This window comes from Silvimonas sp. (genome assembly GCF_031291215.1).
Classification (GTDB): domain Bacteria; phylum Pseudomonadota; class Gammaproteobacteria; order Burkholderiales; family Chitinibacteraceae; genus Silvimonas; species Silvimonas soli.
This window is the reverse complement of sequence record NZ_JARLJK010000054.1, coordinates 113,051-137,873: the sequence shown is the minus strand read 5'-3', so window position 1 is coordinate 137,873 and position 24,823 is coordinate 113,051. Positions and strand designations below refer to the sequence as shown.

Sequence of the window (24,823 nt, the reverse complement as noted above, 5' to 3'; positions counted from 1 at the left end):
CAGGTACGCTTTTGTCATGCAAGAACAACGCCAACCCATTCAGCGCCTTGATTACACCCCGCCGCCATTCCTGATTGATCGCGTCGACCTGACCTTTGAACTGGAAGAAACCAACACCCGCGTGCTGTCGCGCCTGGTGCTCAAGCGCAATCCCGCCCATCCAAACGCCAGCGCGCCACTGGTGCTCAATGGTGAAGAACTGACGCTGGAAAGCATCAAGCTGGATGGCAAGCAACTGGCACAGGACGACTACGAGCTGGGTGACGACACATTGACCATCGCCCAGTTGCCCGATGAATGCATTCTGGAAATCGCCACGCGCATCAACCCGCTGACCAACACCACGTTGTCCGGCCTGTATGTTTCCAATGGCAATTTCTTTACCCAATGTGAGGCAGAAGGTTTCCGGCGCATTACCTGGTATCTGGATCGCCCGGATGTCATGGCAAAGTTCACCACCACCATCATCGCCGACAAAACCCGCTACCCGGTTTTGCTGGGCAACGGCAATCGCGTCGACCAGGGTGTGCTGGACCGCAATCGCCACTGGGTAAAATGGGTTGATCCATTCAAGAAGCCGTCTTATCTGTTTGCGCTGGTCGCAGGCAAGCTGGTGGTGCTGGCCGACCGTTACACCACTGGCAGCGGCAAGAACGTGAATGTGGAAATCTGGGTTGAGCCGGGCGATGTGGAGAAATGCCACCACGCGCTGGCCTCGGCCAAAGCCGCCATGGCATGGGATGAAGAGCGCTTCGGCCTCGAATACGATCTGGATACCTACATGATCGTAGCGGTCTCGGACTTCAATATGGGCGCCATGGAAAACAAGGGGTTGAACATTTTCAACACCAAGTACGTGCTGGCCCGCCCGGAAACTGCCACCGACGTGGACTTTGACGGCATTGAATCGGTCGTGGCGCACGAGTACTTCCACAACTGGACCGGCAACCGCGTAACTTGCCGCGACTGGTTCCAGTTGTCGCTCAAGGAAGGCCTGACCGTATTCCGCGATCAGGAGTTCTCCAGCGATATCGGCAGCCGTGCCGTGCAACGCATTGGCAATGTGCGCACGCTGCGCGAGTATCAGTTCCCGGAAGACGCTGGCCCGCAAGCACACCCGGTACGGCCAGACTCATATCTGGAAATCAACAATTTCTATACCGCCACCGTGTACGAAAAAGGCTCGGAAGTGGTGCGGATGATCTACACCCTGGTTGGCCACGATGGTTTCCGTAAGGGCACCGATCTGTACTTCAAGCGCCACGATGGCCAAGCCGTGACCTGCGATGATTTCGTCGCGGCCATGGCCGATGCCAACGATATCGACCTGACCCAGTTCAAACGCTGGTACAGCCAGTCCGGCACGCCGCGCCTGACGGTTGAAGGTGTGTACGACCAGGACGCCAAGACCTTTATCCTGACCGTGGAACAACACTGCCCGGCCACACCGGGGCAGTCAGAAAAGCAACCGTACCTGATCCCGCTGGCGCTAGGTCTGCTGGACCGCAGCGGGGCAGAACTGCCGCTGGTGCTGGCTGGCGAAAGCGATACCGGTGTAACCAGCCGGGTACTGCAACTGAAGCAAGCCAAAGAGCGCTTTGTATTTACCGGCATCCACAGCCATCCGGTGCCTTCGCTGCTGCGCGATTTCTCCGCGCCGGTGAAGCTGGATTACCCATACGCTGATGAAGAACTGGTGTTCTTGATCGCCCACGACAGCGATCCGTTTGCGCGCTGGGAAGCAGCCAATGCTTATCTCACACGCTTGTTGTTGCAGCGTTATCAGCAAGAAGCTGGCCATGCGGCAGCCCCGGCACAACTGGTAGCGGCGTTTGAAAAGCTGCTGACACAAGACCGGATTGACCCGGCGCTAGTGGCACTGATGCTGCAACTGCCGAGCGAACAATTCCTGTTTGAAGCGCTCAACGAAGTCGACCCGACTCGTCTGCATCAAGTGCGCCAGGCGCTCAAGCAATCGCTGGCCAAAGAACTGCGTGCGCCCCTGATTGCGGTGTACCAGAAACTGCACAGCACCGAGCCTTACCAGTACAACGCCGAACAAGCCGGTCGTCGCAGCCTGAAGAACGTGGCACTGGATTACCTGGCCGAACTGGACGAACCGCGCATTACCGAACTGCTGACCAACCAGTATCGCCACGCCGACAACATGACTGATCGCCTGGCTGCTCTGGCCGCGTTCAACCAGCGCGAAGGTGGCGATCAATATCTGGCGGACTTTGCCAGCATGTGGCAAGACGACGCGTTGGTGATGGACAAGTGGTTCGGCCTGCAAGCGCTGTCGGATCGCCCCGGTGCGCTGGCTCGCGTGCAGCAATTGATGAGCCATCCAGCCTTTGCCATGACCAATCCGAACAAGGTGCGCTCGCTGATCACCACGTTCTGCTCGCGCAATATGGCGCATTTTCATGCAGTGGATGGCTACGGTTACGCTTTTGCTGCTGACCGCGTACTGGAACTGGACAAAATCAATCCGCAAATCGCTGCGCGGCTGGCGGCGTGTTTCAATCGCTGGACTCGCGTCGAGCCAAGCCGTCGCGCCATGATGCGCGCCGAACTGGAACGCGTGGCGCGCCAGCCCGGCTTGTCACCTGACACCTTTGAAATTGTGTCCAAGGCGCTGCAAGCGGGCAAGTAAGCACATGGCGTCGGGTTTCAAGTGATCGGGTTAGTGATCTATTTACCTGGCTGGCGCGGGGAACCCTTCGCCAGCCAGGCGTACATACAACACAGTGCTGGCACGTTGTAAGCAAAATTTCACACCAGCGGGCAAACCAGATATTTTGAATCACCGGCGGATGCCAAAAGCACTTTAAAACGAACGTACCACCCGGCCGTAAGTTTTGCTTTTTTGCATAAACATCAACAAGATACAAGTTATTGAATTCAACCGGAAACATTCCGCGTCATGGTAAAAAAGCGCTTTGAAGACACCCGCGAGCATTTGCTCGCCATCGGTGAACACATCATTCTGGGGAAAGGTTTTGCTGCAGTGGGTCTGGCAGAAATCCTGGCCACGGCCGATGTCCCCAAGGGCTCGTTCTATCACTATTTCGCTTCAAAAGAAGCATACGGTGTGGGCCTGCTTGAGCGCTATTTCGCCAACTATCTCGAAGACGCAAAAATGCGTCTGAATGCCCCGCAAGGCTCTGCTCACGATCATCTGATTGATTATTTCGATAACTGGCAGGGCAAATCGTGCGGTAACACCGTGCCTTGTCTGGTGGTAAAACTGGCCGCAGAAGTGGCCGATCTGTCTGACACCATGCGTGCGGCGCTGCAAAGCGGCTGTAACCACATTGTGGCGGCACTGGAGCGCACCGTAGCGCGCGGCCAGGAGGCAGGCACGGTCAGCAAGGCACAAGCACCAGAGGTAACGGCTTTGGCGCTGTACGAATTGTGGCTCGGTGCCAGTTTGATGACCAAACTGCGACGTGACCGCGTACCACTGGAAACCGCTATGGCCGTTACGCGGCAATTGCTCACGCCGTGAGTTGAACAAGTCAGTTCCAGCCCCATTCGCAACGCCAGCTAGCATTTCGGCTGGCGTTGTTGTTTTCGCCCCCACACCTTCCGCCACAAAAAACCGTGCGACTGCCCCACCTTTTCGCAAACGTTGCTCTGTTCGCCAGGCTTTCAATCCAGTCGCCCACCTATAAAAATAATTGACTGGTCTAATTGATATTCCAGAGCGGCATGCCTATCTACAGACGAACGCCAAAATAACTCTGCCTCATCTAACCACTCACAGGACCAACATGCCCATCGACAAACTCCTTACCCCGGTCAAAGTCGGCCATCTCACCCTGAACAACCGACTGGCCATGGCCCCGCTGACTCGCTCGCGCGCCAGCAAACCGGGCGATGCACCCACCGAACTGAACGCCACGTATTACGCGCAGCGCGCCACAGCCGGTTTGATCGTCACTGAAGCCACCCAAATCTCTCGTCAGGGCCAGGGCTATGCCTGGACGCCAGGTATCTACACCGACGAACAAGAAGCGGGCTGGAAAAACGTAGTCGATGCCGTGCATGCGAAGGGTGGCAAGTTGTCATTGCAACTGTGGCACGTGGGCCGCATTTCCAACCGTCTGCTGCAGGAAGATGGCCAGGCGCCGGTATCGGCCAGCGCCATTCAGGCCGCTACCTCCAAGAGCTTTGTGGTGTTGCCTGATGGCACGCCAGCCAATGAGCCCTGCGATACCCCACGAGCACTCGAAACCGCTGAACTGCCAGGCATTGTCGCCAGCTATGTGGCTGCCGCAACTCGAGCCAAACGCGCCGGCTTCGACTTTGTAGAAATCCACTCCGCCAACGGTTACCTGCTGCACCAATTCCTGGCCACCGGCACCAACCAGCGCACCGACCAATATGGTGGTGGACTGGAAAACCGCGCGCGTCTGCTGCTGGAAGTGCTGGATGCGGTAGTTGCGGTAGTGGGTGCAGATCATGTCGGCGTACGTTTGTCGCCCGCCTTCCCTGGCCACGATATTGTGGATACCGAATCTGAACCGATGAGCCTGTATCTGGCCAGCGAATTCAGCAAACGCAATATCGCCTATCTGCACATCGCCGAGCCAGACTGGGTGGGCGGCACGCCGCTGTCGGATACTTTCCGCCGTGGCCTGCGCAATCAGTTCAGTGGCACCATCATCACTTGCGGTGGTTACAGCGCTGAGTCCGCCGAAGCGCGTCTGGACGAAGGCGTTGCCGATGTGATCGGTTTTGGTCGTCCATACATTGCCAACCCGGATCTGGTTGAGCGCTTCCGCCAGGGTGCGCCGCTCAATACGCCAGATCACACCACGTTCTACGGTGGCGCTGAGCAGGGTTATACCGATTACCCCACGCTAGGCTAATCACCAGCGTTTTTAAATTAAAAGCATGTAGGGACGGACCACTATCCGGCCCGCCAGAAACACCGTCCGGAGAAGTCGCTCAAACAGAGCGACCGATCCCGACGGTGTTTGTTTTTTTATGCTGCAATGCGAGCAAAATGACGCAATCTGGCACAGAATAACCGGCATCAAACGCTTCGCCGGTGCCCGCACACCAGCCGTGTGACCCCAAAGTTAGCAAGCCAGGCACTATCCCCAATCGAACCTGTAGCCACATTTGGCATAAAATCCGTTTTTACGCACAAGGATAGCTTCAATGTACCAGGTCATCGCTTCCGATCTCGACGGCACACTTTTGAATGCCGACCACATGGTTGACGCCTACACCGCCGAAACGCTCAGAGCGCTGGAAGCACGTGGCGTGCACTTTGTGATTGCCACCGGCCGCCATTATCGGGACGTGCGCGGGATTCGCGATGTGCTGGGCGTGCGCGCCTATCTGGTGACCTCCAACGGCGCACGTGTACATGACTGGGATAACCGGCTGGTGTACGCGGAAAATCTGGAACCCTCGGTCGCCCAGCAATTGCTGCAGCCGGAGTTCTCGGAAGGCACGCACTTGAATGTTTATCTGGATGACGCCTGGCTGGCGGATAGCCATGCCGAATGGCTGGCCGACCTGCATCAGGACTCAGGCTTCATGTATGAAGTCACTGACCTGAAAAAACACTCTGGCGAAGGCATCGCCAAGGTGTTGTACATCGGCGAGCACGAACATCTGCTGACCATTGAAGACAAGCTGCAAGAACGCTTTGGCGATGAGTTGTATGTGACCTTCTCCATGCCCGATTGCCTGGAAGTGATGGCACCGACCGTATCGAAGGGCCATGCGCTCACCGCCGTGCTTGGCGAACTGGGCATTCCCGCCAGCGACTGTGTGGCATTTGGCGACGGCCCCAACGACATCCAGCTGCTGCAGACTGCCGGCCACCCGTTTGTAATGGGCAACGCCAACCCGCGCCTGCTGGCCGCCCTGCCCGAAGTGCCACAGATTGGCCGCAATACCGAAGCTGGCGTGGCGCATCAGTTGCGCAAGTTGTTTGAAATGAAAGAAGACTAAAGCGGCGCAATCGCCAAACGGCAAGCAACAAAAAAAGGCGTGAGATTCGATCCACGCCTTTTTTGTTGTCCAGCGCCAGCGAAGTGGCTGGTTAGCCAGCGCTCATTCTACTAACGGTGCTACCAGCGAACGGAAGGCGCCACGCCCGGCGTCATACTGATGCAACTCGCCATGTTCAATATCGAAATACCAACCGACCAGCAGTAGCTTGCCCTCAGTGACTTTCTGGGCAATGAACGGGAAGCTCATCAGGTTATCCAGCGAAACCACGATGGCCGCCATTTCACAGGCGCGCACCTGGACTTCCAGCGGTTTATCCGAATAGTGGTCAAGCACATGCTGGCGCGCGGTTTCAGCCATGCGCATCCAGCGGCCGACAAAGTTTGCTTCAGTTTTGGGAGCGTAACCCTTGAGCAATGCGCCAATGCCGCCACAAGTGGAATGGCCCATCACAATGATGCGCTTTACTTCCAGGTCACAGACCGCAAATTCAATCGCGGATGAGACACCGTGGTACATGCCGTCTTTCTCATACGGTGGTACCAGGTTGGCGACGTTGCGCACCACGAACATGTCGCCCGGGTTGCAGTCTGTCAGCAGCGCCGGGTCGACGCGTGAATCCGAGCAGCCGATAACCAGCGAGGTCGGACTTTGACCGCGCTTGAGTTGTTCAAAAAGATTCGTGTCCTGACCAAAATATTTGCCCTGGAAGCGGTGAAAACCTTCGATCAGTTTTGCAAGTTCGTCCATGCCATCTCCGTAGGTCTGCTCTGCACGCAAGGGTGCAGCCGTGGTTATGAACGATTTTAACTGAGTAGTGTTTGAAATCTGCCTACACATTGCGCAAAAAATTCAAACATGGATGATTTATCAGCGTATTTCATGGGGCAAAGTGCCCCGTCCTGCCACAGCAAAAAATCATCCAGGCCCGCACAGCGGCGGCACTCGGCCAGTCAATCGTCACTAGTTCAAAATATTCGAACAATTTCTGCAGAACTTTTCGCTGGCATGGCGTACCAATCGACCACTATAGTGCATGCTCGTATCAATCATTTTACGCACAGGGAATCTGCACACGATGAAACGCACGAGCTACGACGGCTTCCACATCGCTTTACATTGGCTGATTGCCGTTTTGATCGTCTGTGCATTTGGCCTGGCGCTGTATCTGGGCAGCCTGCCGCTGTCTCCGTTGAAATTCCGCCTGTATTCGTATCATAAGTGGCTGGGCATTTCGGTGTTGATTCTGGTGCTGGTTCGTCTGCTGTGGCGTACGGCACGCGGCGTGCCAGATCCGCTACCCGGCCAGCCGCGCTGGCAATTGGCTGTGGCCGCTGCCACCCACCATACGCTTTATCTGTTGATGATCGTCATTCCCCTGGTCGGCTGGGCCATGAGTTCTGCCAAAGGGGTGCCGGTGGTGCTGTTTGGCGTGTTGCCACTGCCTAACTGGGTGCCGGTCAACCATGATCTGGGCGAGACGCTGGAAACCGTGCACAAAGTGCTGGCCTGGATACTGGCCGCCATTGTTGCGCTGCATGCAGCTGCCGCCATCAAACATCACGTGATCGACAAGGACGACACTCTGCGCCGCATGTTGCCGGGCAAATCCTGATTCATCACCTTGGTTAACGACGCCGTTATCGGCGCGATCTCTCCAATATCCGCTCCCTGGAACTCACTGGAACACATTATGAAAGCACGTACTCTGACCTCTCTGTTGCTGGCTGCCAGCCTTGGCCTGGCCAGTTTATCCAGCATGGCGGCACAAACGCTGGTTGCCGCTCAAAGCAAAATCGGCTTTGCCTTCAAACAAATGAACGTGCCGGTTGAAGGCAGTTTCAAGCGCTTTGATGCCAACGTCAGTTTTGATCCGGCCAAGCCCGAAAAAACCCAGGCCCAGATTACCGTTGACCTGACCAGCATTGATGTCGGCAGCGCGGACGGCAACAAGACCACACAAGGCAAAGACTGGTTCAATACCTCCACCACCCCCAAGGCCACGTTTGTTTCCAGCTCGGTCAAAGCACTGGGCGGCGGCAAGTTTGAAGCGCACGGCAAGCTGACCATCAAGGGCGTGAGCCGCGATATCGTCGCCACCCTGACCGCCAAACAAGACGGCGCCAATCTCAATGTGGATGGCAGCTTTCCGATGATGCGTCTGCAATACAAGATTGGCGATGGCGACTGGGCTGATACCGGCACCGTGGCCGATGAAGTCACCGTGAAATTCAAGCTGGTACTGGCTGGCAAACCTGGCTAAGCGCTTCGCTGCCCGACCACTGCATCCGCCCGCCGGTCAGTGGTTCGGGAATGATTTGTTCTTTGAAGCGTTTTTCAAAATTAAAGACTGCAACAACCATTAGCACCAAACCACAATCTACCAAGGGAAACACCATGAAACTGAAACTTGCCGCTATTGCCCTGGCTTGCGTTGCCTCCGCCGCTTTTGCTGCTCCGCAAACGCTGGAACTGGATTCTTCGCACACCCAGCCGTATTTTGAAATCGGCCACTTCGGCTACTCCACCCAACTGGGCCGCTTCGAAAAAGCCACCGGTACCGTTGTGGTTGATCTAGACAAGAAAGCCGGCTCGGCCGACATCAGCATCGACACCGCCAGCCTGTCCACCGGCTGGGCCGCGCGTGACAAGCACCTGAAGACTGCGGACTTTTTCAACGTCGAAAAATTCCCGGCCATGACTTTCAAGTCCACCGACTTCAAGTTTGATGGCGACAAGCTGGTGGCCGTGAACGGTAACTTCACCCTGCTGGGCGTGACCAAGCCATTGACCCTGAACATCGCCAACTTCCATTGCGGCGACCACCCGATGATGAAGAAATACTGGTGCGGTGCTGAAGCAACCGCCACCATCAAGCGCAGCGATTTCGGTATGACTACCTTCGTTCCGGCCGTGTCGGACGAAGTCAAACTGGTTATCCCGGTTGAAGCTGGCGCGAAATAAGCAGCATTGCTGGCTGAAAGATGGTCGAAAAAAAGCCCACGTTTTGCGTGGGCTTTTTTTATCTGCTTAATGTTGCGTGCGGGGCAAAATAAAATCAGATCTCGCCCTTGCACGCCAGCCAGTCAGAAACCAATGGATCATTACGCAACTGATCCACCCACCAGGCCAGCGCGCGCCCCGGTTGTGTTGCCCGCCAGGCCGCATGAAAAGCGGGAATGGAATGCTGGCGCTCGGTCTGTTTTTCAATCAACAACCCCGCTTGCAGCTCTTTGCGGATCAGACATCTGGGCAAGTAACCACAACCGAGCCCTTGCATTTGTAGCGCGAGTTTGGCCTGGGCGCTTGGCACCGTCAGCGTTTCCTGCCCCTGCAAGATATTCACCGTGCGCGGCACCAGCGAGCGCGAACTATCCGCAATGGCAATGACCCGGTACTGCTGGATCAGCGCAGGCGGCAAGGGTTCTGGCACGTCGGCCAGCGGATGGCCCGGCGCAACAGCAAAAACAAACTCAAGCGGCCCCATTGCGATGCTGGAAAAACCGCCGCTGTGCGGGCTATCCATGGCCACACCAATCGCCAGATCAGCGCGATGATCAATCAGCCCATCCCACATCCCGGCCAGCGTTTCATGCAAAAACCGCAACCGGGTGCCAGAGTGCAGTTCATCAAATGCCTTGATCCATGGCGTTAATATCGAAAGCGGCACCAACGTATCAACCGCAATGCGCAGTTCCGGTTCCCAGCCCGTCGCCACTCTTTTCACCCGGTATTCCAGATCCGATGCTGCGCGCAGCAAATGCCGACCTTGTTCCAGCAATGTTTCACCGGCCGGGGTTAATCTGGCCCGATGTCCGGAGCGATCGAACAACTGCACATTCATTTCATCTTCAAGTTTTTTGATGACATACGTTACGGCAGAAGGAACGCGATGCACTTCTTCAGCTGCCGCGGCAAAACTGCCTTTTCTGGCAATGGCATCAAGTATTTCAATGGCTTCAAGATTGAGTCGCAGCATGAGGTAATTATCCCGAATTTCGCAACAGATATGGTTTTACATGCACTTATCATTTACCCAATATGGAATATACTACACCTCATGTTCGATTTAACTGAAGGAGACGCAATATGATCACGCTACGCAAAGCTCAGGACCGCGGCCACGCCAACCACGGCTGGCTGGACAGCTGGCATAGCTTCTCGTTCGCAAGTTACCAGGACCAGCAGAATGTCCATTTTGGTTCGTTGCGGGTGATTAATGAAGACCGCGTTGCTGCCGGGCAAGGCTTTGGCTCACACCCGCACAAAGACATGGAAATCATCAGTTACGTGCTGGACGGTGAACTGCAGCATGGCGACAACATGGGCAATGGTTCGGTGATCCGGCCCGGCAACGTGCAACGCATGAGCGCCGGGAGCGGTGTTGTGCATTCGGAAGCCAATCCATCGGTGACCAACCCAGTGCATTTCCTGCAAATCTGGATCATCCCGAACAAGCGCGTGCAGCCGTCTTACGAGGAAAAAGACTTTTCTGAGGCCGAAAAGCGCGGCAAGTTGCGTTTGGTGGTTAGCGAGACCGGCGAGCAAGGCTCTGTGCTGGTAAATCAGGATGCCAAGTTGTATATCGGCCTGTTCGACGGTGCCGAAACCGCGACCTTGAACGTGTCACCCGAGCGCCTGGTATATGTGCACGTGGCGCGCGGCTCGGTGACGGTGAATGGTCACCAACTGGCAACCGGCGACGCCGCCAAAATCCGCGCCGAAACCGCGATTACCTTGAGTAACGGTAATGGTGCCGAGGTATTGGTGTTTGATGTGGCGGAGCTAGAGTAACAACGGCACGTAGCCTGGATTCGCGCAGCAATCCGGGGAGCAATATTGGCAACTACCGATACCGGTGGCTCGTAGATGCGTTGCCACCCCGGATTCTCGCTGCGCTTCATCCGGGCTACATGTGGCCAGCAAAGCAGCTAATCACGCCGACTGAGGCAACGCAAGATGCACGCAAAGACTCCTCGCATACAGACGGTTTGCATCAGCTTTTGACTTCGGCCCCCCTTGCGGCAGCGGGGTCGCCTTTTGCTATCCCGCTCTGCGGGACTTTGGGATACCTTTCTTTGGCGACGCAAAGAAAGGTGTCGTGCTCCCGGTCACCACCGGGAATCAAATGCCTTTCACACCCGTGCCGAAGGCACTACCAAAACAGCTTTCCATGCCAAAACCGCAACTGTTTTGTGCAAACCAAACAATAACCAAACAATAACCAAACCTACAACCGCTTCACCACCCACTTCAACCCCTCATCCTCCGGATGCCTGGTAATCTCAAACCCCAGCCTGCGCATAAACGCCAGCATATTGGTATTGCTGCTCAGCACCTCGCCCTCTACCGTCGACAAGCGCATATCCCGAGCCGCGGTAAACAGCCCTTCCATCAACTGGCCACCCAAACCCTTACCCTGCCACCGATCGTCAATCACAATCGCAAACTCGCAGCTGTCGTAATCCACGTTCACCACAAAACGCGCCACAGCCACGATCATCTCGCCGGTTTCGCCTTGTACCGTGGAAACCAGCGCCATTTCGCGGGCGTAATCGATCTGGGTAAAGCGCACCAGCTGCGATTGGGATAACGCCTTGAGCGTGCTCATATAACGGTTGTAGCGCGTCTCTTCCGACAAGCCCGCCACAAAGCGCACGATCATCTCGGCGTCTTCCGGGCGGATAGGCCGGATGGTCATCGGCAAGCCGTTTTTGAGCTGCGTCACCTGCACCAGGTTGGATGGATACGGGTGAATGGCCATATGCCCGTAACGGCGGGCTTTTTCCGGGATCGGGGCGACGTAAATGCGTGCATCCAGCGCCACCGCGCCGTTTTCATCGACGATCAGCGGGTTGATATCCAGATGCTGGATTTGCGGTAATTCACACACCATTTCCGAAACCCGCATCAGCACTGACTTGATGGCATGCACGTCGGCTGGCGGTTGATTGCGGAACTCGCCCAGCATGTTTTTCACGCGGGTGCGGCGGATCAGGTTGTCGGCCAGATATTCGTTCAGCGGCGGCAACGCGACCGCGACATCGTTAAATACTTCGACGGCAATGCCACCAGCGCCAAAACTGATCACCGGGCCAAACGCCGGGTCGGTCGCCACGCCCACCATCAACTCGCGGCCATGCTTGAGGCTGATCATCGGTTGTACGGTCAGGCCACGCAACTTGTCGCCAAAGCGTTCGCGCGCACGACCGAGCAGGCGATTAGCTTCGGATGACACGGCCATCAGCGTGGTCAAGTTCAGCACCACGCCATCCACATCGGTCTTGTGCGTCAACCCTTCGACATCCAGCTTGAGCACCACTGGCAGCCCCATGCCCATGGCTGCGGTCACGGCCGCTTCTGCCGACGCCGCCCGCACTGTGGTGGTCACCGGAATATGAAACGCACGCAGGATGGCTTTGGATTCCAGCTCATCCAGCCCTTGGCGGCCATTGGCCAGTGCGTTATCCAGAATCATGCGGGCGGATTCGAGATCCGGCGCATCCCATTCACCCAGCGGGCCGGGCGTTTGCAGTAACAATTGCTGGTTGTATTGCCACGATGCCAGCGACCAGAACACCTCCACCGCGTGCTCCGGGGTGCTGAAGTACGCCATATTGTGTTTGGCCAGCAATTTGCGGCTGGCCACCACTTTCTTGCCACCAATCCAGGCCAGCAAGATCGGTTTGTCTGTGGTTTTGGCCAAGGCGATCATCGCTTCAGCCGTGGCCATGTGATCGGTGCCCATTTGTGGGGTGAACACCACCAATACGCCGTCGACGTTTTCATCGGCCAGCACCGCATCAGTCGCGGCATGAAAGCGCGCGGCGGAGGCATTGCCCAGAATGTCGATCGGGTTATCGTGACTGGATTGCGCAGGCAGGAATGAATCAAGGCGTGCGATGGTGCTTTGTGAGAGTTTGGGCAATTGAATATGTAGATCGCCCGCGCGATCCACCGCCATCATCCCGGCGCCAATGCCATTGGTAATTACCGCCAGCCGCCGACCACGGGTTTTGTAATTGCGTGGCAGGACGCGGGCGGCAATAAACAGCTGGTTGATTGAGCGTAAACGCAGCACGCCAGCACGGCGCAAGGCGTTGTCGAAGACTTCATCACTACCGATCAAACGCTCGGAATGAGTGCGCCCCAGCTTTTCGCCGCCATCATAACGCCCCACTTTGAGCACCATCACCGGCTTGGTTCGCGCGGCGGCGCGCAGGGCAGACATAAACGTACGGGCATCGCTGACATCTTCTACATACAACAAGATGCTGCGGGTTTTCGGGTCCGTGACGAGGTAATCCAGCGTCTCGCCGACATCCATATCCACCGCCGAGCCCAGCGAGATCACCGACGAAAAACCCACGTCTTGCGACTCGGCCCAATCCAGAATGGCCGAAGCAACCGATGATGATTGCGACACCAGCGCCATGCTGCCGGATTTGATGCTGCCCGCGTAATTGCCACTGTTGAGTTTACTCACCGGCCGCGCCTGGCCAAACACCGTGGGGCCCAACAAACGCACGCCATACTGACGGCAAATTACCAGTAACTTGTCGAGTAAATCCCGAGACTTATCGGCCGTACCGACAAAGTCGCAAGACATGATCACCAGCCCTTTCACACCATATTTACAGCACTCAGTCACAAGCTCGATCAGCGTTTTGGATGGCGTAGTGATGATCGCCAGATCCACCGGTTTGCCAATCTTGCTGATGGTTTTGAACGCTTTGTGCTCCAGCACCGTGGCATGTTTGAGGTTTACCGGGTACAGCTTGCCGGCATAGCCGCCTTCCAGCAGATTGCTGAATACGGTCGTGCCAACGGCACCAGGCGTAACCGATGCCCCAATCACCGCAATGGAGGCGGGTTCAAACAGCGGCGTGAGATAGTGTTGTTTCATGTCTTGAGTGAATCCAGGCAAGGCGCCGATGTGTTGGGGATCGCCCAATGCAGGCCGGCAAGCGCAAGCATCATGATATGCGAAAAAAGTGACTGATCCATGCGGGTGAGATCAGGTAAAACGGCTATTTGAAGCATATTTCATGCCGATTCCCGCGCGATGACAGCGGGCAAAGTATCGGCCCGACCTGCACAGATGCCTTCGCACCGTTATAATCACGCGGGTCTGGCATCAAGCCGCTGGCAAAACGGGCAGGTTGAACAACGACCGCCCGCACTGTTTTGTCAGTGTCGCCGCATACTTTTACTCACGAACATTCAGGATCACTCAGCATGGATATCAGCAAGATTCCAGTCGGCAAGGATGTGCCGAACGATTTCAACGTCATTATCGAAATCCCTGCCAACGCCGCGCCGATCAAGTACGAGCACGACAAGGAATCGGGTGCCGTATTCGTTGACCGTTTCATGGGTACTTGCATGTTCTACCCAATGAACTACGGCTACATTCCGCACACCCTGGCTGAAGATGGCGATCCGGTTGACGCGCTGGTGTACACCCCGTTCCCGCTGATCCCGGCCGCTGTGGTGCGTTGCCGTGCCATCGGCATGCTGCAGATGGAAGACGAATCCGGTATCGACGCCAAGCTGGTTGTGGTTCCGGTCGACAAGCTCTGTCAAATGACCAAGGGCATCCAGAAGCTGGAAGACCTGCCTGCGCTGCTGCTGGCACAAGTCAAACACTTCTTCGAGCATTACAAAGACCTGGAGCCAGGCAAGTGGGTCAAGGTACAAGGCTGGGCAGATAAAGAAGCCGCGCACGCTGAAATCCTGGCCGGTATCAAGCGCGCTGCCTGATTACAGCGTTTGCCGGTAGATGAAAAAAGCCAGTCATTGCGACTGGCTTTTTTTGTGGCTAGCTCAAGTACGTGGCACTCAATATGACAACCCAAACCCGAACGGATACAGCGGATGCGCGGTGTCGTGCGGGACGTCTTCCAGCTGGGCTTCAACTTCCGCCATGGATGACGGCAGTTCAAACGGCAGCTTGCCTTGCGGTTTACCTTTGCCGGTGAGTACGTCAAACAAGGCCACGTCGCTGGTGCCAAAGTTGGCCAGAATGGCGGTGGCTTTGTCTTGCACGTTGGTCAGAATCGCCGGGCGGTCCATGTACACCGAGACAATCGACTTGGGTGCCAGTGCTGCTTGTTTGATGGCTTCGTAATCTTTGTTGCCATCGACAAACGCCAGGCTGCCTTCGTGCTGCATTGAGCCAAACATGTAGTTCGGGTGCAGTGTTTCGTATGGCGTGCTTACCCGCAGAATCGCCACGTCGGCCGCTTGTGGCGTGCTGACCACTGTATAGCCATAGCTTTGGGCTACGGCCGGATCAACCCCGTACAACCAGACCTTTTGCCCGGCACCAGCCAACGGCAAAACATTGCCGGTGTTTTGCAGCAACACCATCGCCCGGCGTTGGGCGTCGAGCGCTTCAGCCTGGAATTGCGCGTTACCCACTACGGTTTTCGCCTTGGCCGCATCGACATAAGGATGATCGAACAAGCCTTGCTGGAATTTTTGCAGCAAGATGCGATAAACCGACTCATCCAGCCGCGCTTCGGTCAGCAGACCTTGTTGCACAGCCTGGATCAGGAATTCTGGCTCGGTAGCACCACCAAACTGGTCCATCCCGGCGGTCACCGACTTCACGTAGCGCTGCAGTTTGGTCGCATTTTCCATGCCCCAAGGCGTACCGAAGCCGATAAACGAAGGTGCGACGCCAGCTGGTGTGCCGTTGATGCAGTTGGTATCGCAATCCGAGGTAATACCCCAGTCAGACAAGATCACGCCCTTGAAGCCATATTTGCCGCGCAACAAATCGGTCAGCAAGGCTTTATCAAAGCCCGCACCGACTTGTTCCAGCGTGACGCCATCCACCGTGACGGAAGTATCCGGGAAGGCGTAGGTCGGCATCACCGAGCCCACGTTCGCGGCAAACGCACCTTCAAACGGCTTCAGGTGATAGGCAAAGTTGTTGCCTGGGAAGGTAATGAAACGGCCGTAGTAGTTATGTCCGTCAAAACCGGTTTTGGATGCGCCATAACCTGCCCAGTGCTTCACCACCGCCACCACACTGCTCGGAGTTAGACCGGTTGAGCCGCCCTGGAAGCCTTCGATATAAGCCTGCACTTGCGCTTTGGCCAGATCGGCATCTTCGCCAAACGTGCCATTGATACGCGCCCAACGTGGTTCGGTGGCCAGATCGGCTTGGGGTGATAGCGCTTGGGTAATACCCACTGCCAGATATTCCTGGCGGGCAATATCGCCAAAACGGCGCGTCAAGGTGGCATCGCCAATCGCAGCAAAGCCCAGTGTTTCTGGCCACTGCGAGAAGCCACTGCCACCCGCGCTGGCGCCCAGTACGTACTGAAAATGATTGCGCGGATCAGAACTGATCGACACCGGAATACCCAGCCTTGACTGCTCCGCCAGCGTCTGGATTTTGTTGTATTGCTCGGCCATGGCTTGCGCATCGCCACCCATGCGGGTGATGAAGGTATTGATGTCCTGCGTGTTGATCAACGCTTTGAGCGCATCCAGATCATAAGCACTGCCAGTGCCAGCGCCGGTGGTGTCGTTCAGCACGGGCGCAGTGCCGTGCATCATCAAACCGGCTTTTTCTGCCAGTGTCATGCGTCCAAGCAAATCATGAGCGCGCACGTCGGCGCTCAGTCGCCAGTCTTCATAAGGCTCCAGCTTGCCATCTTTGTTCATGTCCTTGAACTGCAGCCCGCTCTGGCTAACCATGCTCAGCGTGGTATAGCCAAAATCCTGCTGCGGCTGACTGCTGCTACTGTCGCCATCGCTGCCGCCACATGCGGCTAGCCCGGCGGCGAGCAAGGCTCCGGCCATCATCATGACGGACGTTTTGAGTACGTGTTGCGTATGAGATTTCATCGACTGCTCCTGATGCCTGGTACGGAATGTTTTTATGTCGGCCCGATGTCGGGTCGTATCTCAATGTACGGCAGCGTCCAGGCAAGCCTTTGACCAGCGGGAGCAGGTTTTTACCTTTGGGGAGCAGCGTCGATTTTGCGGTGCACCAAAGCAGAACACCGCTGGGGCAATCGACGAAAGGCGCGTAACGCCCGGACCCTTGGCGGGCCTGCGATGCAGTTCGTTGTTGCACCGCAGGTACGGACATTGCCTGATAGCGGGCGTCAGGTGGTAGCGACTTACTATGACAAAAAAATGTCAACGCACACCCACAGGAAGCCCGATGACTCCGCGTCTAAAAGGACTCGCTCGCACTGTTTCCAACCGCATCATTGCGCATTCGTTACCGGCATTTGTACAAGCCGGGATCTCGCCGGAGGCCTTTGTCCGGCACACCGGCATCGCGCTGGATGATCTGATCGACCCGCAAGGGCGTATTGAAGGCGTGCGGCATCGGCGCGTGGTCGAACTGGCGGCCTCCATGAGCGTGCCGCGTGACATGCTCGAGCTGAACGTTACCGATCTGTTTCATGACTATCCGGTACTGGGAAACCTGTGCATCAACGCGCGCACCCTGCGCACGGCCATCGGGCACTATCTGGCGTATCGCGGCCTGATCGGTGAATTCGATTTTTTACTATGCAGACAGTCCGCCACCCGCATTCAGTTTGAGTACATCTCCGAATTCGCTCCACAAGCGAGTTTCCAGGCTCTGGCCAATTTCATGTCGCTGATAGCGCTGATCCGGGCTTACGACCAGCGCGCACAAACCGTGTTTCACGCCGAATTTGTCGGCGTTGCACCGCCCTTTGCCAGCAGCATCGCCCAATGTTTTGGCGCCCCGGTGCGCTTTGCCCAGAGCGCCAATCGTTTGTGGTTTGATTCGGTGGCGCTGGACACACCAGTGCCACAACACAACGCGGCGCTGGAACCGTGGCTGCAAGCACAAGCCCAGCAAGAACTCACCCGCATCCAGCGTTTGCATCTGTTCTCCGCCAATGTCGAAACACTGATCCGCGAATTTTTGGCCGACCCGGCCAACGACCAGAGTGGCGCCTCGTTACTGCAGCAGTTATGCCAGCGACTCAACACCACGCGCTGGACCTTGCGCCGCCAGCTGCAACAAGAAGGCACGCATTTTCGGGAACTGGAACTCAAAGTCAAAACCGGCGAATCGCGACGTTTGTTGTCCGAAACCGCGCTGAGCGTGGCCCAGATCAGCGAGCAATTGGGGTTTGCCTCGCAAAGTGCATTTACCCGTTTCTTCAAGGCCCGCCACGCGCTGCCACCATTGTCTTACCGCCAACACACGCAAACCGCTGGCGAGCGCAAACTGGCCTGAAACAGGTGCACACCGTTACCTCATATCGAAAATCTGCGTGGTTTGATCGGAAACGGGCATTTCTGACAATCGTATAAGCATTTCTTAATATTTCGGTAAAACAACCGGCCTACCCTCTCTTCAGCCCAAAAATCCGCATTTTGCATTTTGTCGGGAGAGGAACGCCATGACCGCGACCGCCACTGCAGCCGATACCATTTTCAGTAAAACCAGCAAAGGCCTGCTCGAAATCAACGAGCGCGCCCACGGTTTGCCTGCGCGCATGCGCCGGGCGCTGATTCTGGTCGACGGCAGCCGCGATCAAGCCGCGATCAGCGCCATGATGCCCGGCGAAGAAATGAGCCGGATGCTGGGCGAGCTGCAAAGCATGGGTTTTATCTATAACCCGGTGCAAACCGCATCCAGGGCGGAAAAGGTCAGGGTCGCTGCCACGACACCTGCGCCGGCTCCCGCTGCAATTCCAGTGCCAACCCCAGTTGCCATCACGGCAGCGCCTGCCGCGATGGCCGAAACGCTTCCCGCTACAGCAACGGTAGTGGAACTGACGCCTGGCGCACCTGCTCTCGACAGTGCGCTACTTAATCAGGTGAAAGTCTTGATGATTGAAAGCGCGCAGCAGTTCCTGGGCCTGATGGCACGCCCGCTGATCGCCGAGATCGAAGCCGTAAAAGACAGCGCCAGCTTGAAAACCGCGATCGCCCGCTGGAACATCAGCCTGCGCCAATCACACAAAGCCGCGCAACATGCTGACCAATATGTATTGGCGGTGAAAACGCTGGTCGGGATTTAAGCGCAGCGCGGTTTTCTGCTGGCGGGTTGAGCAATTGATGGCAACGGGCTAAAGCCTGGAGAGAATCCTGCGTCGCAAAGCAGCAACTCGCCAGCGAAATGTGCAACGACCAATATCGCTCCGCGGATTCCCGCTAACGCTCCATCCGGGCTACGAAGCTTTTGAATATTATCGGGCCAACAAAGCGACTGAACACGCCGACCGAGAACCGGAGACCTCGGACTCCGGCCGACCCAGGGAACGCAGGATGCGCGCAGAGAGCCCTCGCCAACAAACGGTTTGCTTCGACTTTTGACTTCGGGCCCCCTTGCGGCAGCGGGGTCGCCTTTTGCGATCCCGCTCTGCGGAACTTTTGGTTTCTTTTCTTTGGCGACGCAAAGAAAAGAAACGTGCTCCCGGTCACCACCGGGCATCAAACGTCTTCAACCCGTGCCGAAGGCACTCACGCCTTTGTCTTTTCAGTTGCCAGTCAAAACCCACCACCCCACGCCAAAAACCAATCCATTCCTCCTTGAATTCCCCCTCCCCGCACTCATTTGAGACTAATCAACCTGCCAGCCGCACAGTGCAGCTGCCACCAGTCCAAGAGGTAGTAACCGTGGGTACCAAACTAAAGATCGATTTTGTTTCCGATGTGTCCTGCCCCTGGTGCGCCATCGGCCTCAAGTCGCTGGAACAAGCCATTGCCCGCGTGGGCGACGAAGTGCAGACCGAGATTCACTTTCAGCCATTTGAACTGAACCCGCAAATGGTGCCGGAAGGCCAGGATATCCTGGAGCATCTGGTCGAGAAGTACGGCTCCACGCCAGAGCAAATGCAGGCCAATCGCGAAGGGATTCGTGCTCGTGGTGCCGCAGTGGGGTTCACTTTCAACATGGAACAGCGTGGCCGCATCTACAACACGTTTGACGCGCACCGCTTGTTGCATTGGGCCGAAACCGTCGATACCGACAAACAACGCGCGCTCAAACTAGCGCTGTTCAAAGCCTATTTTACCGATGGCCAGAATCCGTCTGATCACGCTTTGCTGGTGAACCTGTCTGGTGAGGTCGGCCTGGATCAAACCCGTGCCAAGGCGATTCTGGACTCCGATGAATACGCCGCCGACGTGCGCCAGCTGGAACGTTTCTACCAAAGCAATGGCATCAACGCCGTACCGGCCGTGATCATCAACGAGCGCCATCTGATCCAGGGCGGTCAGCCGGTGGAAGTATTTGAACAAGCGCTGCGGCAGATTGCTGCCGAGGCCTGATCGCTCAGCTATCCGCAGCAACCGGCGCGGCCAATATCAAGTTGGCCGCGCCATTTTGAACAGCATGTCCTGGGTGATCTCGAAATAATCCGCCGCACCGCCGCCGCGCAAAATGGGCTGGGCCAGCGCAGTCTGGTATATGCCATCTACCAGTAACGCTGTGGCGATATGCACGCCAACCACCTCCCCCAGAATCAGCCAGCTATTCACCTGCTGACCCGCCGCGGATTGCAGCTGCACGATCTGGCTAAGTTTGCATTCAAACGATACCGGGCTTTCTTTTACTCGCGGCACTTTAACCAGGCGTGAGGCTTCGGGGGTCAGGCCTGCCAGGGCAAATTCATCGACTTCTGGCGGCACGGCGGCACAGGTCTGGTTCATTGCGGCAGCCAGTGGCCGGGTCGCCAGATTCCAGCAAAATTCGCCGGTCTGCTCGATATTGCGCAGGCTGTCTTTGGCGCCGACGCTGGCAAAGCCAATGATTGGCGGAGTGTAGTTAAAGGCATTGAAGAAACTGTATGGCGCGAGGTTGAGCTTGCCATCGCTGGCGCGTGACGAAATCCAGCCTATTGGCCGTGGCCCGACAATGGCGTTGAATGGATCGTGCGGCAAACCGTGCCCCAACGCGGGTTCGTAAAAACAGACTTCCTCAGACATAAATTCCTCTTGCCCAACAGATTCAAAAAAACAGAACGCGCTGAACCTGGCACCTCTGGCAGGTCACTGATTCTCAGGTTTATGTTTAAAAACAGCGCTTCCAAATAGCCGTGCCGCGATCAGGCGGGTGAAACCGGCAGCCGCGCTGTCAGGGCAAAACAACACCGCGCCTTCATCGCCGAAAACCGTAACAAGCACATGTCATATACTCTTGGAATCATAATTGCCCGGTCTGTGATCAGGGCAAAAAAGAATAATGACTTTGGTCGCTTGCGCCGCACACCAGGGAGCAGGCTTCACCACGGTTGAGGGCGGATTCTGCCGCGACTGTTTGTAATCGCAAACACCAGGCGGCGAGAATCAAAAGGGGGAGTTGTGCACAAGCGTCTGGCGATCGGATTGATCGCCCTGATCGCCATCGCGGCTATTATCGGCCCGATATTTGCCGCGCTTAGCCTGGCCCGCACTCGCGGGCTGCAGGATCAGCGCAATGAAGCATTACGTCTGGCCACCACCGTTCTGGCCAGGGCCGATGGCGTTGCCCAGGAATTCTTCTCGGCGCATGACCAGCTCATGCGCGCTGGCGCGAGCAATCCTTGCTCGGAAGAAAACATGGTGCTGATGCGGCGCCTTGCCTTCAGTTCATCGCATTTACGTGCGATCGCCTACATTGCCAATAACCGCCTGGTTTGCTCGTCGATCGGGCCGCACGCCGATGGCGTCTACATTGGCCTGCCCGACATCGTCACGCCGCGCGGCGTGGCCATCCGCAAGTCGGTCAAATTGCCCTTTGCTGCCGATTACGATGTGCGGATTTCTTCAATGGATGGCTACGCGGCAATCATGGCGCAAGACGCAGCGCTAGATATCGACACTCATGTAAAAGGCATGCTGCTGAGCGTCTTTTACACCGGTTTTGATCTGCCCATTGCCTCCAACGGCAGCGTCAATCCGGCATGGCTCGCCCAGCTAAAAAGTGGCGACAGCGTTTCGTTTCTGGAAGGCAATTATGTGGTGGCGCTGCACCGCTCGGCGCGTTACAACCTGGTTGGCGTCGCGGCTGTGCCGGTGGTTTATCTGACACAAAATGTGCGCAAGCTGGCTTTGTTCATGGTGCCGTTAGGCGCGGCTACGGCCATCCTGTTAATTGCAGTATTGGTCTATATCGCGCGCCATCAAACCACGCTGCAAACCATGATGCGCACTGCGCTCAAGCGCCAGGAGTTCTCGCTGGTATACCAACCCGTTATCGACCTGCACACCGGTCGCTGGGTTGCGGCAGAGGCGCTGATCCGCTGGCGACGTTTGAATGGTGAAGTGATCCCGCCGGATGTGTTTATTCCGGAAGCCGAACGCACCGGCATGATTACCCAGATTACCGAGCGCGTGTTATCGCTGGTGGCGCATGACATATCCCATCATTTCAAGGCTTTTCCGGACTTTGCCATTGGCGTCAATCTGTCGGCGGCAGACCTGGAAAACGAACTCACTTTGTCTTTGTTGTATCGCGTCATCAAAGCGACCGGCATGGCACCGCACAACCTGGTGGTCGAGGCGACCGAGCGTGGCTTTATCAACGCCGAAGAAGCCCGGCAAATGATCAATGACATCCGTACTTTGGGCATTCGGGTGGCGATTGATGATTTTGGTACTGGTTATTCCAGCTTGTCATACCTGACCAGCATGGCGCTAGACCATCTGAAAATTGATAAATCGTTTATCGATACCATTGGCAAAGACGCCGTGGCCAGCCATGTGCCGGGCCACATTATCGCCATGGCGCGCTCGCTGAATCTGACTGTTATTGCCGAGGGTGTCGAGACCGCCGAGCAAGCCGATTACCTGCGCGAGCGCGGGGTGCAATTTGCCCAGGGCTGGCTGTTCTCTCGCGCTTTGCCGCCCGCCGAGCTGGCACAAAAACTCAATGCCATGGACTCGATGATCCGCAAGATGGATACCTTGTAAGCGCCCAGCCTAGCGCCAGGCCGCAACGATATCCTGATAGGTGCCATTCGCCTGAATCGTGGCAAACCCGTGGTTAAAGGCGGCCAGATAAACGCGGGAATCTTTGAAACTGCGGGAAAACACGCAGTAGATGTCAGTTTGCGCCGTCATGCCCACCACTTTGAATTTGCCGTCGAATTCACTCTTGTGGGTGCGGATCAGGTAATCGGCCACTTTCTCAAAGGCCAGCGCATATTGCACTCGTCCCAGCGCCAGCATGCGCAGACTATAAATGCTTTGATTGGTGACCGCGCGCTGCACCAGCGGATCGCCATCAAAATCGCTGCCGTATTCGTAGCCGTTAGTCACCGCCACATGCTTGCCCTCCAGCGCACGCGGGCCAAGGTCATGCTCGGTTGAGCTGCTTGGCGCATAGATATACGCGCGGCTGTAAAACATGGGCTGATCGGGCCAGAGAAAATCCCGCTCGTTCTCGCGGGTGCGCGAGGTATCAAAGCACCCGGCCAGCTCGCCGGTGAGCACCATATGCACGCAGCGGGCATACGGTAACGAGACAAAATGCACATTGAAGCCTGCCGCCGCAAATGAAGCGCGAACAATATCTTCAGCCATGCCTTTGGATTCAGTCGCAATTTGCCCGGAGTACGGATACCAGTCGTCTTCGGCGCCAATCTCAACCGTCGGCAAAGCCGCCCCAGCCTGGCGCAGCCAGAGCATGCAAACAACGGCGACAATGGACCGGATGGGCACGCGGCATCCTTTCATGCAACACAAGGCGGCCGATGTTATCCACTGGGCGGGCCGGATGCGCTGCAAACACGACGCGCCATTCCCCGGGATCATCGGCCGATCTCGCAAACCTGCTTGTTATGACAGTTGCGTACTGCTCTTGAATATCCGCCAAGCTACCTTACAACGCAATCTGACAAGCCATGCCCATTGAAGAATGAGACATTTCGGCGGCACCAGCGGCCCTGCTGGCGCAGATCTCAGAATATTTGCCGGGGCGTCAGTCCTCGATGGGCACCCAGATTTCAAATGAACCGTTGCCGGTAGCGGGATCAAACGCTTGATCGTAGCGCTCAAAGTCCGGTGCATTGCCATGACGAAACCCGGATTCCGGCAGCCATTTGTTCCAGATGGCATTGATGGTGTCGCGAATGGTCGAGATGTGTTTGCGATGCGTGAATACCGCGTAGCGTCGCTGCGGAATCTGGACGTGGTGAAAATCCGCTGGCAGCCCGCTCGTGCTGGCCACCTGCACCCCGGCGATATACTCAAAGCTGTCGTTACCGTCGCCGTTACAACACACCCCGTACGCCACGCCTTTTACTTCTCCCGGCACGCGGCCGATCCACGGGCTAAAACGTTGCCACTGGCGCGGAATGCCGTCATTGGTGTCAAAGGTATAGCGTTCGCCCAGTCCGGCGATCAGCATGGGCTGGCTGGTTTCAAAACGCGGTGCTTCCAGATCGATAAAGTGTTGTTGGTCCATGCGAAAAGGCTCCATCAAAGTGATGCCATTCAGGTGGCTTTGCTCACGTAGCGCTTGCGGCGTGAGGCCAAATTGCTCGCGAAATGCCCGAGTAAACGCTTCGTGAGAGCCATAACCGGCGTCCAGTGCCACATCCAGAATATTGGGCGCGCCAGTTGCCAGAACCCGCGCCGCTTCGCTTAGCCGGCGGGCCCGTAAATAGCTCATGACCGAACAGCCGGTGACCGCGCCGAACGCCCGAAGCAAGCTGAAACGCGACACGCCGCACACCTGGGCCAGCCGTTCCAGTGTCACTTCGGCTTGTAGCCCGGACTCGATCAGCCAGAGTGCTTTTGCTACCGGATTCATGGTTTTCTCACAATGCGTACTGCCAATCTAACCAGGATTATCCTAGCGTATTTGATCGCTATTGCGCAGCGTAGTCATCGCACGTAAAAACGGCGC

20 protein-coding genes are annotated in these 24,823 nt (G+C 56.6%); 13 read left to right on the top strand and 7 right to left on the bottom strand.

From position 1 onward, the window contains the following. Positions 1-16 precede the first annotated feature (16 nt). The 4 genes from pepN (at position 17) to P4L78_RS02165 (ending at position 5,976) form a co-directional block, all read left to right on the top strand. Positions 17-2,656 (top strand): aminopeptidase N, encoded by a 2,640-nt coding sequence (gene pepN, locus P4L78_RS02180; RefSeq protein WP_309326715.1) that lies wholly within the window; start codon positions 17-19, stop codon positions 2,654-2,656. Positions 2,657-2,926: 270 nt separating this feature from the next. Next, on the top strand, positions 2,927-3,511 hold the full coding sequence (locus P4L78_RS02175; protein WP_283148533.1) for a TetR/AcrR family transcriptional regulator: 585 nt from the start codon (positions 2,927-2,929) through the stop codon (positions 3,509-3,511). Positions 3,512-3,776: 265 nt separating this feature from the next. Then, entirely contained in the window at positions 3,777-4,877 is a 1,101-nt protein-coding gene (locus P4L78_RS02170; RefSeq protein WP_309326713.1) for an alkene reductase, read from the top strand. A 295-nt stretch (positions 4,878-5,172) separates the two neighbouring features. Further along, positions 5,173-5,976 (top strand): Cof-type HAD-IIB family hydrolase, encoded by an 804-nt coding sequence (locus tag P4L78_RS02165; RefSeq protein ID WP_283148531.1) that lies wholly within the window; start codon positions 5,173-5,175, stop codon positions 5,974-5,976. Between the two features lie 102 nt (positions 5,977-6,078). Here the strand turns inward: P4L78_RS02165 and P4L78_RS02160 are convergent, their stop codons facing one another. Beyond that, a complete protein-coding gene (locus P4L78_RS02160) occupies positions 6,079-6,726 on the bottom strand; it encodes a carbonic anhydrase (RefSeq protein WP_283148530.1) in 648 nt (215 codons plus the stop codon). 328 nt (positions 6,727-7,054) lie between these two features. On the opposite strand from P4L78_RS02160, the gene P4L78_RS02155 reads away from it, so the two are divergent. The 3 genes from P4L78_RS02155 to P4L78_RS02145 all read left to right on the top strand — a co-directional run bounded on the left by P4L78_RS02155 (position 7,055) and on the right by P4L78_RS02145 (position 8,940). Then, a complete protein-coding gene (locus P4L78_RS02155; protein WP_283148529.1) occupies positions 7,055-7,591 on the top strand; it encodes a cytochrome b in 537 nt (178 codons plus the stop codon). Between the two features lie 78 nt (positions 7,592-7,669). Further along, on the top strand, positions 7,670-8,239 hold the full coding sequence (locus P4L78_RS02150) for a YceI family protein (protein ID WP_283148528.1): 570 nt from the start codon (positions 7,670-7,672) through the stop codon (positions 8,237-8,239). Positions 8,240-8,373: 134 nt separating this feature from the next. Further along, positions 8,374-8,940 (top strand): YceI family protein, encoded by a 567-nt coding sequence (locus P4L78_RS02145; RefSeq protein WP_283148527.1) that lies wholly within the window; start codon positions 8,374-8,376, stop codon positions 8,938-8,940. Positions 8,941-9,034: 94 nt separating this feature from the next. Here the strand turns inward: P4L78_RS02145 and P4L78_RS02140 are convergent, their stop codons facing one another. Further along, a complete protein-coding gene (locus P4L78_RS02140; protein ID WP_309326710.1) occupies positions 9,035-9,955 on the bottom strand; it encodes a LysR family transcriptional regulator in 921 nt (306 codons plus the stop codon). 110 nt (positions 9,956-10,065) lie between these two features. On the opposite strand from P4L78_RS02140, the gene P4L78_RS02135 reads away from it, so the two are divergent. Then, entirely contained in the window at positions 10,066-10,770 is a 705-nt protein-coding gene (locus P4L78_RS02135; protein ID WP_309326708.1) for a pirin family protein, read from the top strand. Between the two features lie 436 nt (positions 10,771-11,206). On the opposite strand, the gene P4L78_RS02130 is transcribed toward P4L78_RS02135, so the two are convergent. Then, a complete protein-coding gene (locus P4L78_RS02130; RefSeq protein ID WP_309326706.1) occupies positions 11,207-13,882 on the bottom strand; it encodes a bifunctional acetate--CoA ligase family protein/GNAT family N-acetyltransferase in 2,676 nt (891 codons plus the stop codon). 332 nt (positions 13,883-14,214) lie between these two features. Here P4L78_RS02130 and ppa point away from each other — a divergent pair, with 332 nt between their 5' ends. Further along, positions 14,215-14,739, top strand: coding sequence for an inorganic diphosphatase (ppa, locus tag P4L78_RS02125; protein WP_283148523.1), 525 nt, complete (start codon positions 14,215-14,217; stop codon positions 14,737-14,739). A 78-nt stretch (positions 14,740-14,817) separates the two neighbouring features. Here the strand turns inward: ppa and P4L78_RS02120 are convergent, their stop codons facing one another. Then, the gene (locus P4L78_RS02120; protein ID WP_309326703.1) at positions 14,818-16,839 is read right to left on the bottom strand and encodes a glycoside hydrolase family 3 N-terminal domain-containing protein; all 2,022 of its coding nucleotides are present in this window, start codon (positions 16,837-16,839) and stop codon (positions 14,818-14,820) included. 322 nt (positions 16,840-17,161) lie between these two features. Between P4L78_RS02120 and P4L78_RS02115 the strand changes: the two genes are divergently transcribed. The 3 genes from P4L78_RS02115 to P4L78_RS02105 all read left to right on the top strand — a co-directional run bounded on the left by P4L78_RS02115 (position 17,162) and on the right by P4L78_RS02105 (position 20,262). Beyond that, positions 17,162-18,220 (top strand): AraC family transcriptional regulator ligand-binding domain-containing protein, encoded by a 1,059-nt coding sequence (locus tag P4L78_RS02115; protein ID WP_309326701.1) that lies wholly within the window; start codon positions 17,162-17,164, stop codon positions 18,218-18,220. A gap of 166 nt (positions 18,221-18,386) precedes the next feature. Then, positions 18,387-19,010 (top strand): hypothetical protein, encoded by a 624-nt coding sequence (locus tag P4L78_RS02110; protein ID WP_309326699.1) that lies wholly within the window; start codon positions 18,387-18,389, stop codon positions 19,008-19,010. 598 nt (positions 19,011-19,608) lie between these two features. Continuing rightward, positions 19,609-20,262 (top strand): DsbA family oxidoreductase, encoded by a 654-nt coding sequence (locus P4L78_RS02105; RefSeq protein ID WP_309326697.1) that lies wholly within the window; start codon positions 19,609-19,611, stop codon positions 20,260-20,262. Between the two features lie 36 nt (positions 20,263-20,298). Here the strand turns inward: P4L78_RS02105 and P4L78_RS02100 are convergent, their stop codons facing one another. After that, positions 20,299-20,919, bottom strand: a complete 621-nt coding sequence (locus P4L78_RS02100) for a flavin reductase family protein (protein ID WP_309326695.1) — start codon at positions 20,917-20,919, stop codon at positions 20,299-20,301. A gap of 375 nt (positions 20,920-21,294) precedes the next feature. Between P4L78_RS02100 and P4L78_RS02095 the strand changes: the two genes are divergently transcribed. Continuing rightward, positions 21,295-22,884, top strand: a complete 1,590-nt coding sequence (locus tag P4L78_RS02095) for an EAL domain-containing protein (protein WP_309326693.1) — start codon at positions 21,295-21,297, stop codon at positions 22,882-22,884. A 9-nt stretch (positions 22,885-22,893) separates the two neighbouring features. Here P4L78_RS02095 and P4L78_RS02090 read toward each other — a convergent pair whose 3' ends face one another. Continuing rightward, positions 22,894-23,634 carry a transporter substrate-binding domain-containing protein gene (locus tag P4L78_RS02090; RefSeq protein ID WP_309326691.1) on the bottom strand — a complete coding sequence of 247 codons (741 nt, stop codon included), beginning with the start codon at positions 23,632-23,634 and terminating at the stop codon, positions 22,894-22,896. A gap of 259 nt (positions 23,635-23,893) precedes the next feature. Beyond that, on the bottom strand, positions 23,894-24,727 hold the full coding sequence (locus P4L78_RS02085; RefSeq protein WP_283148515.1) for an AraC family transcriptional regulator: 834 nt from the start codon (positions 24,725-24,727) through the stop codon (positions 23,894-23,896). Positions 24,728-24,823: the final 96 nt, after the last annotated feature.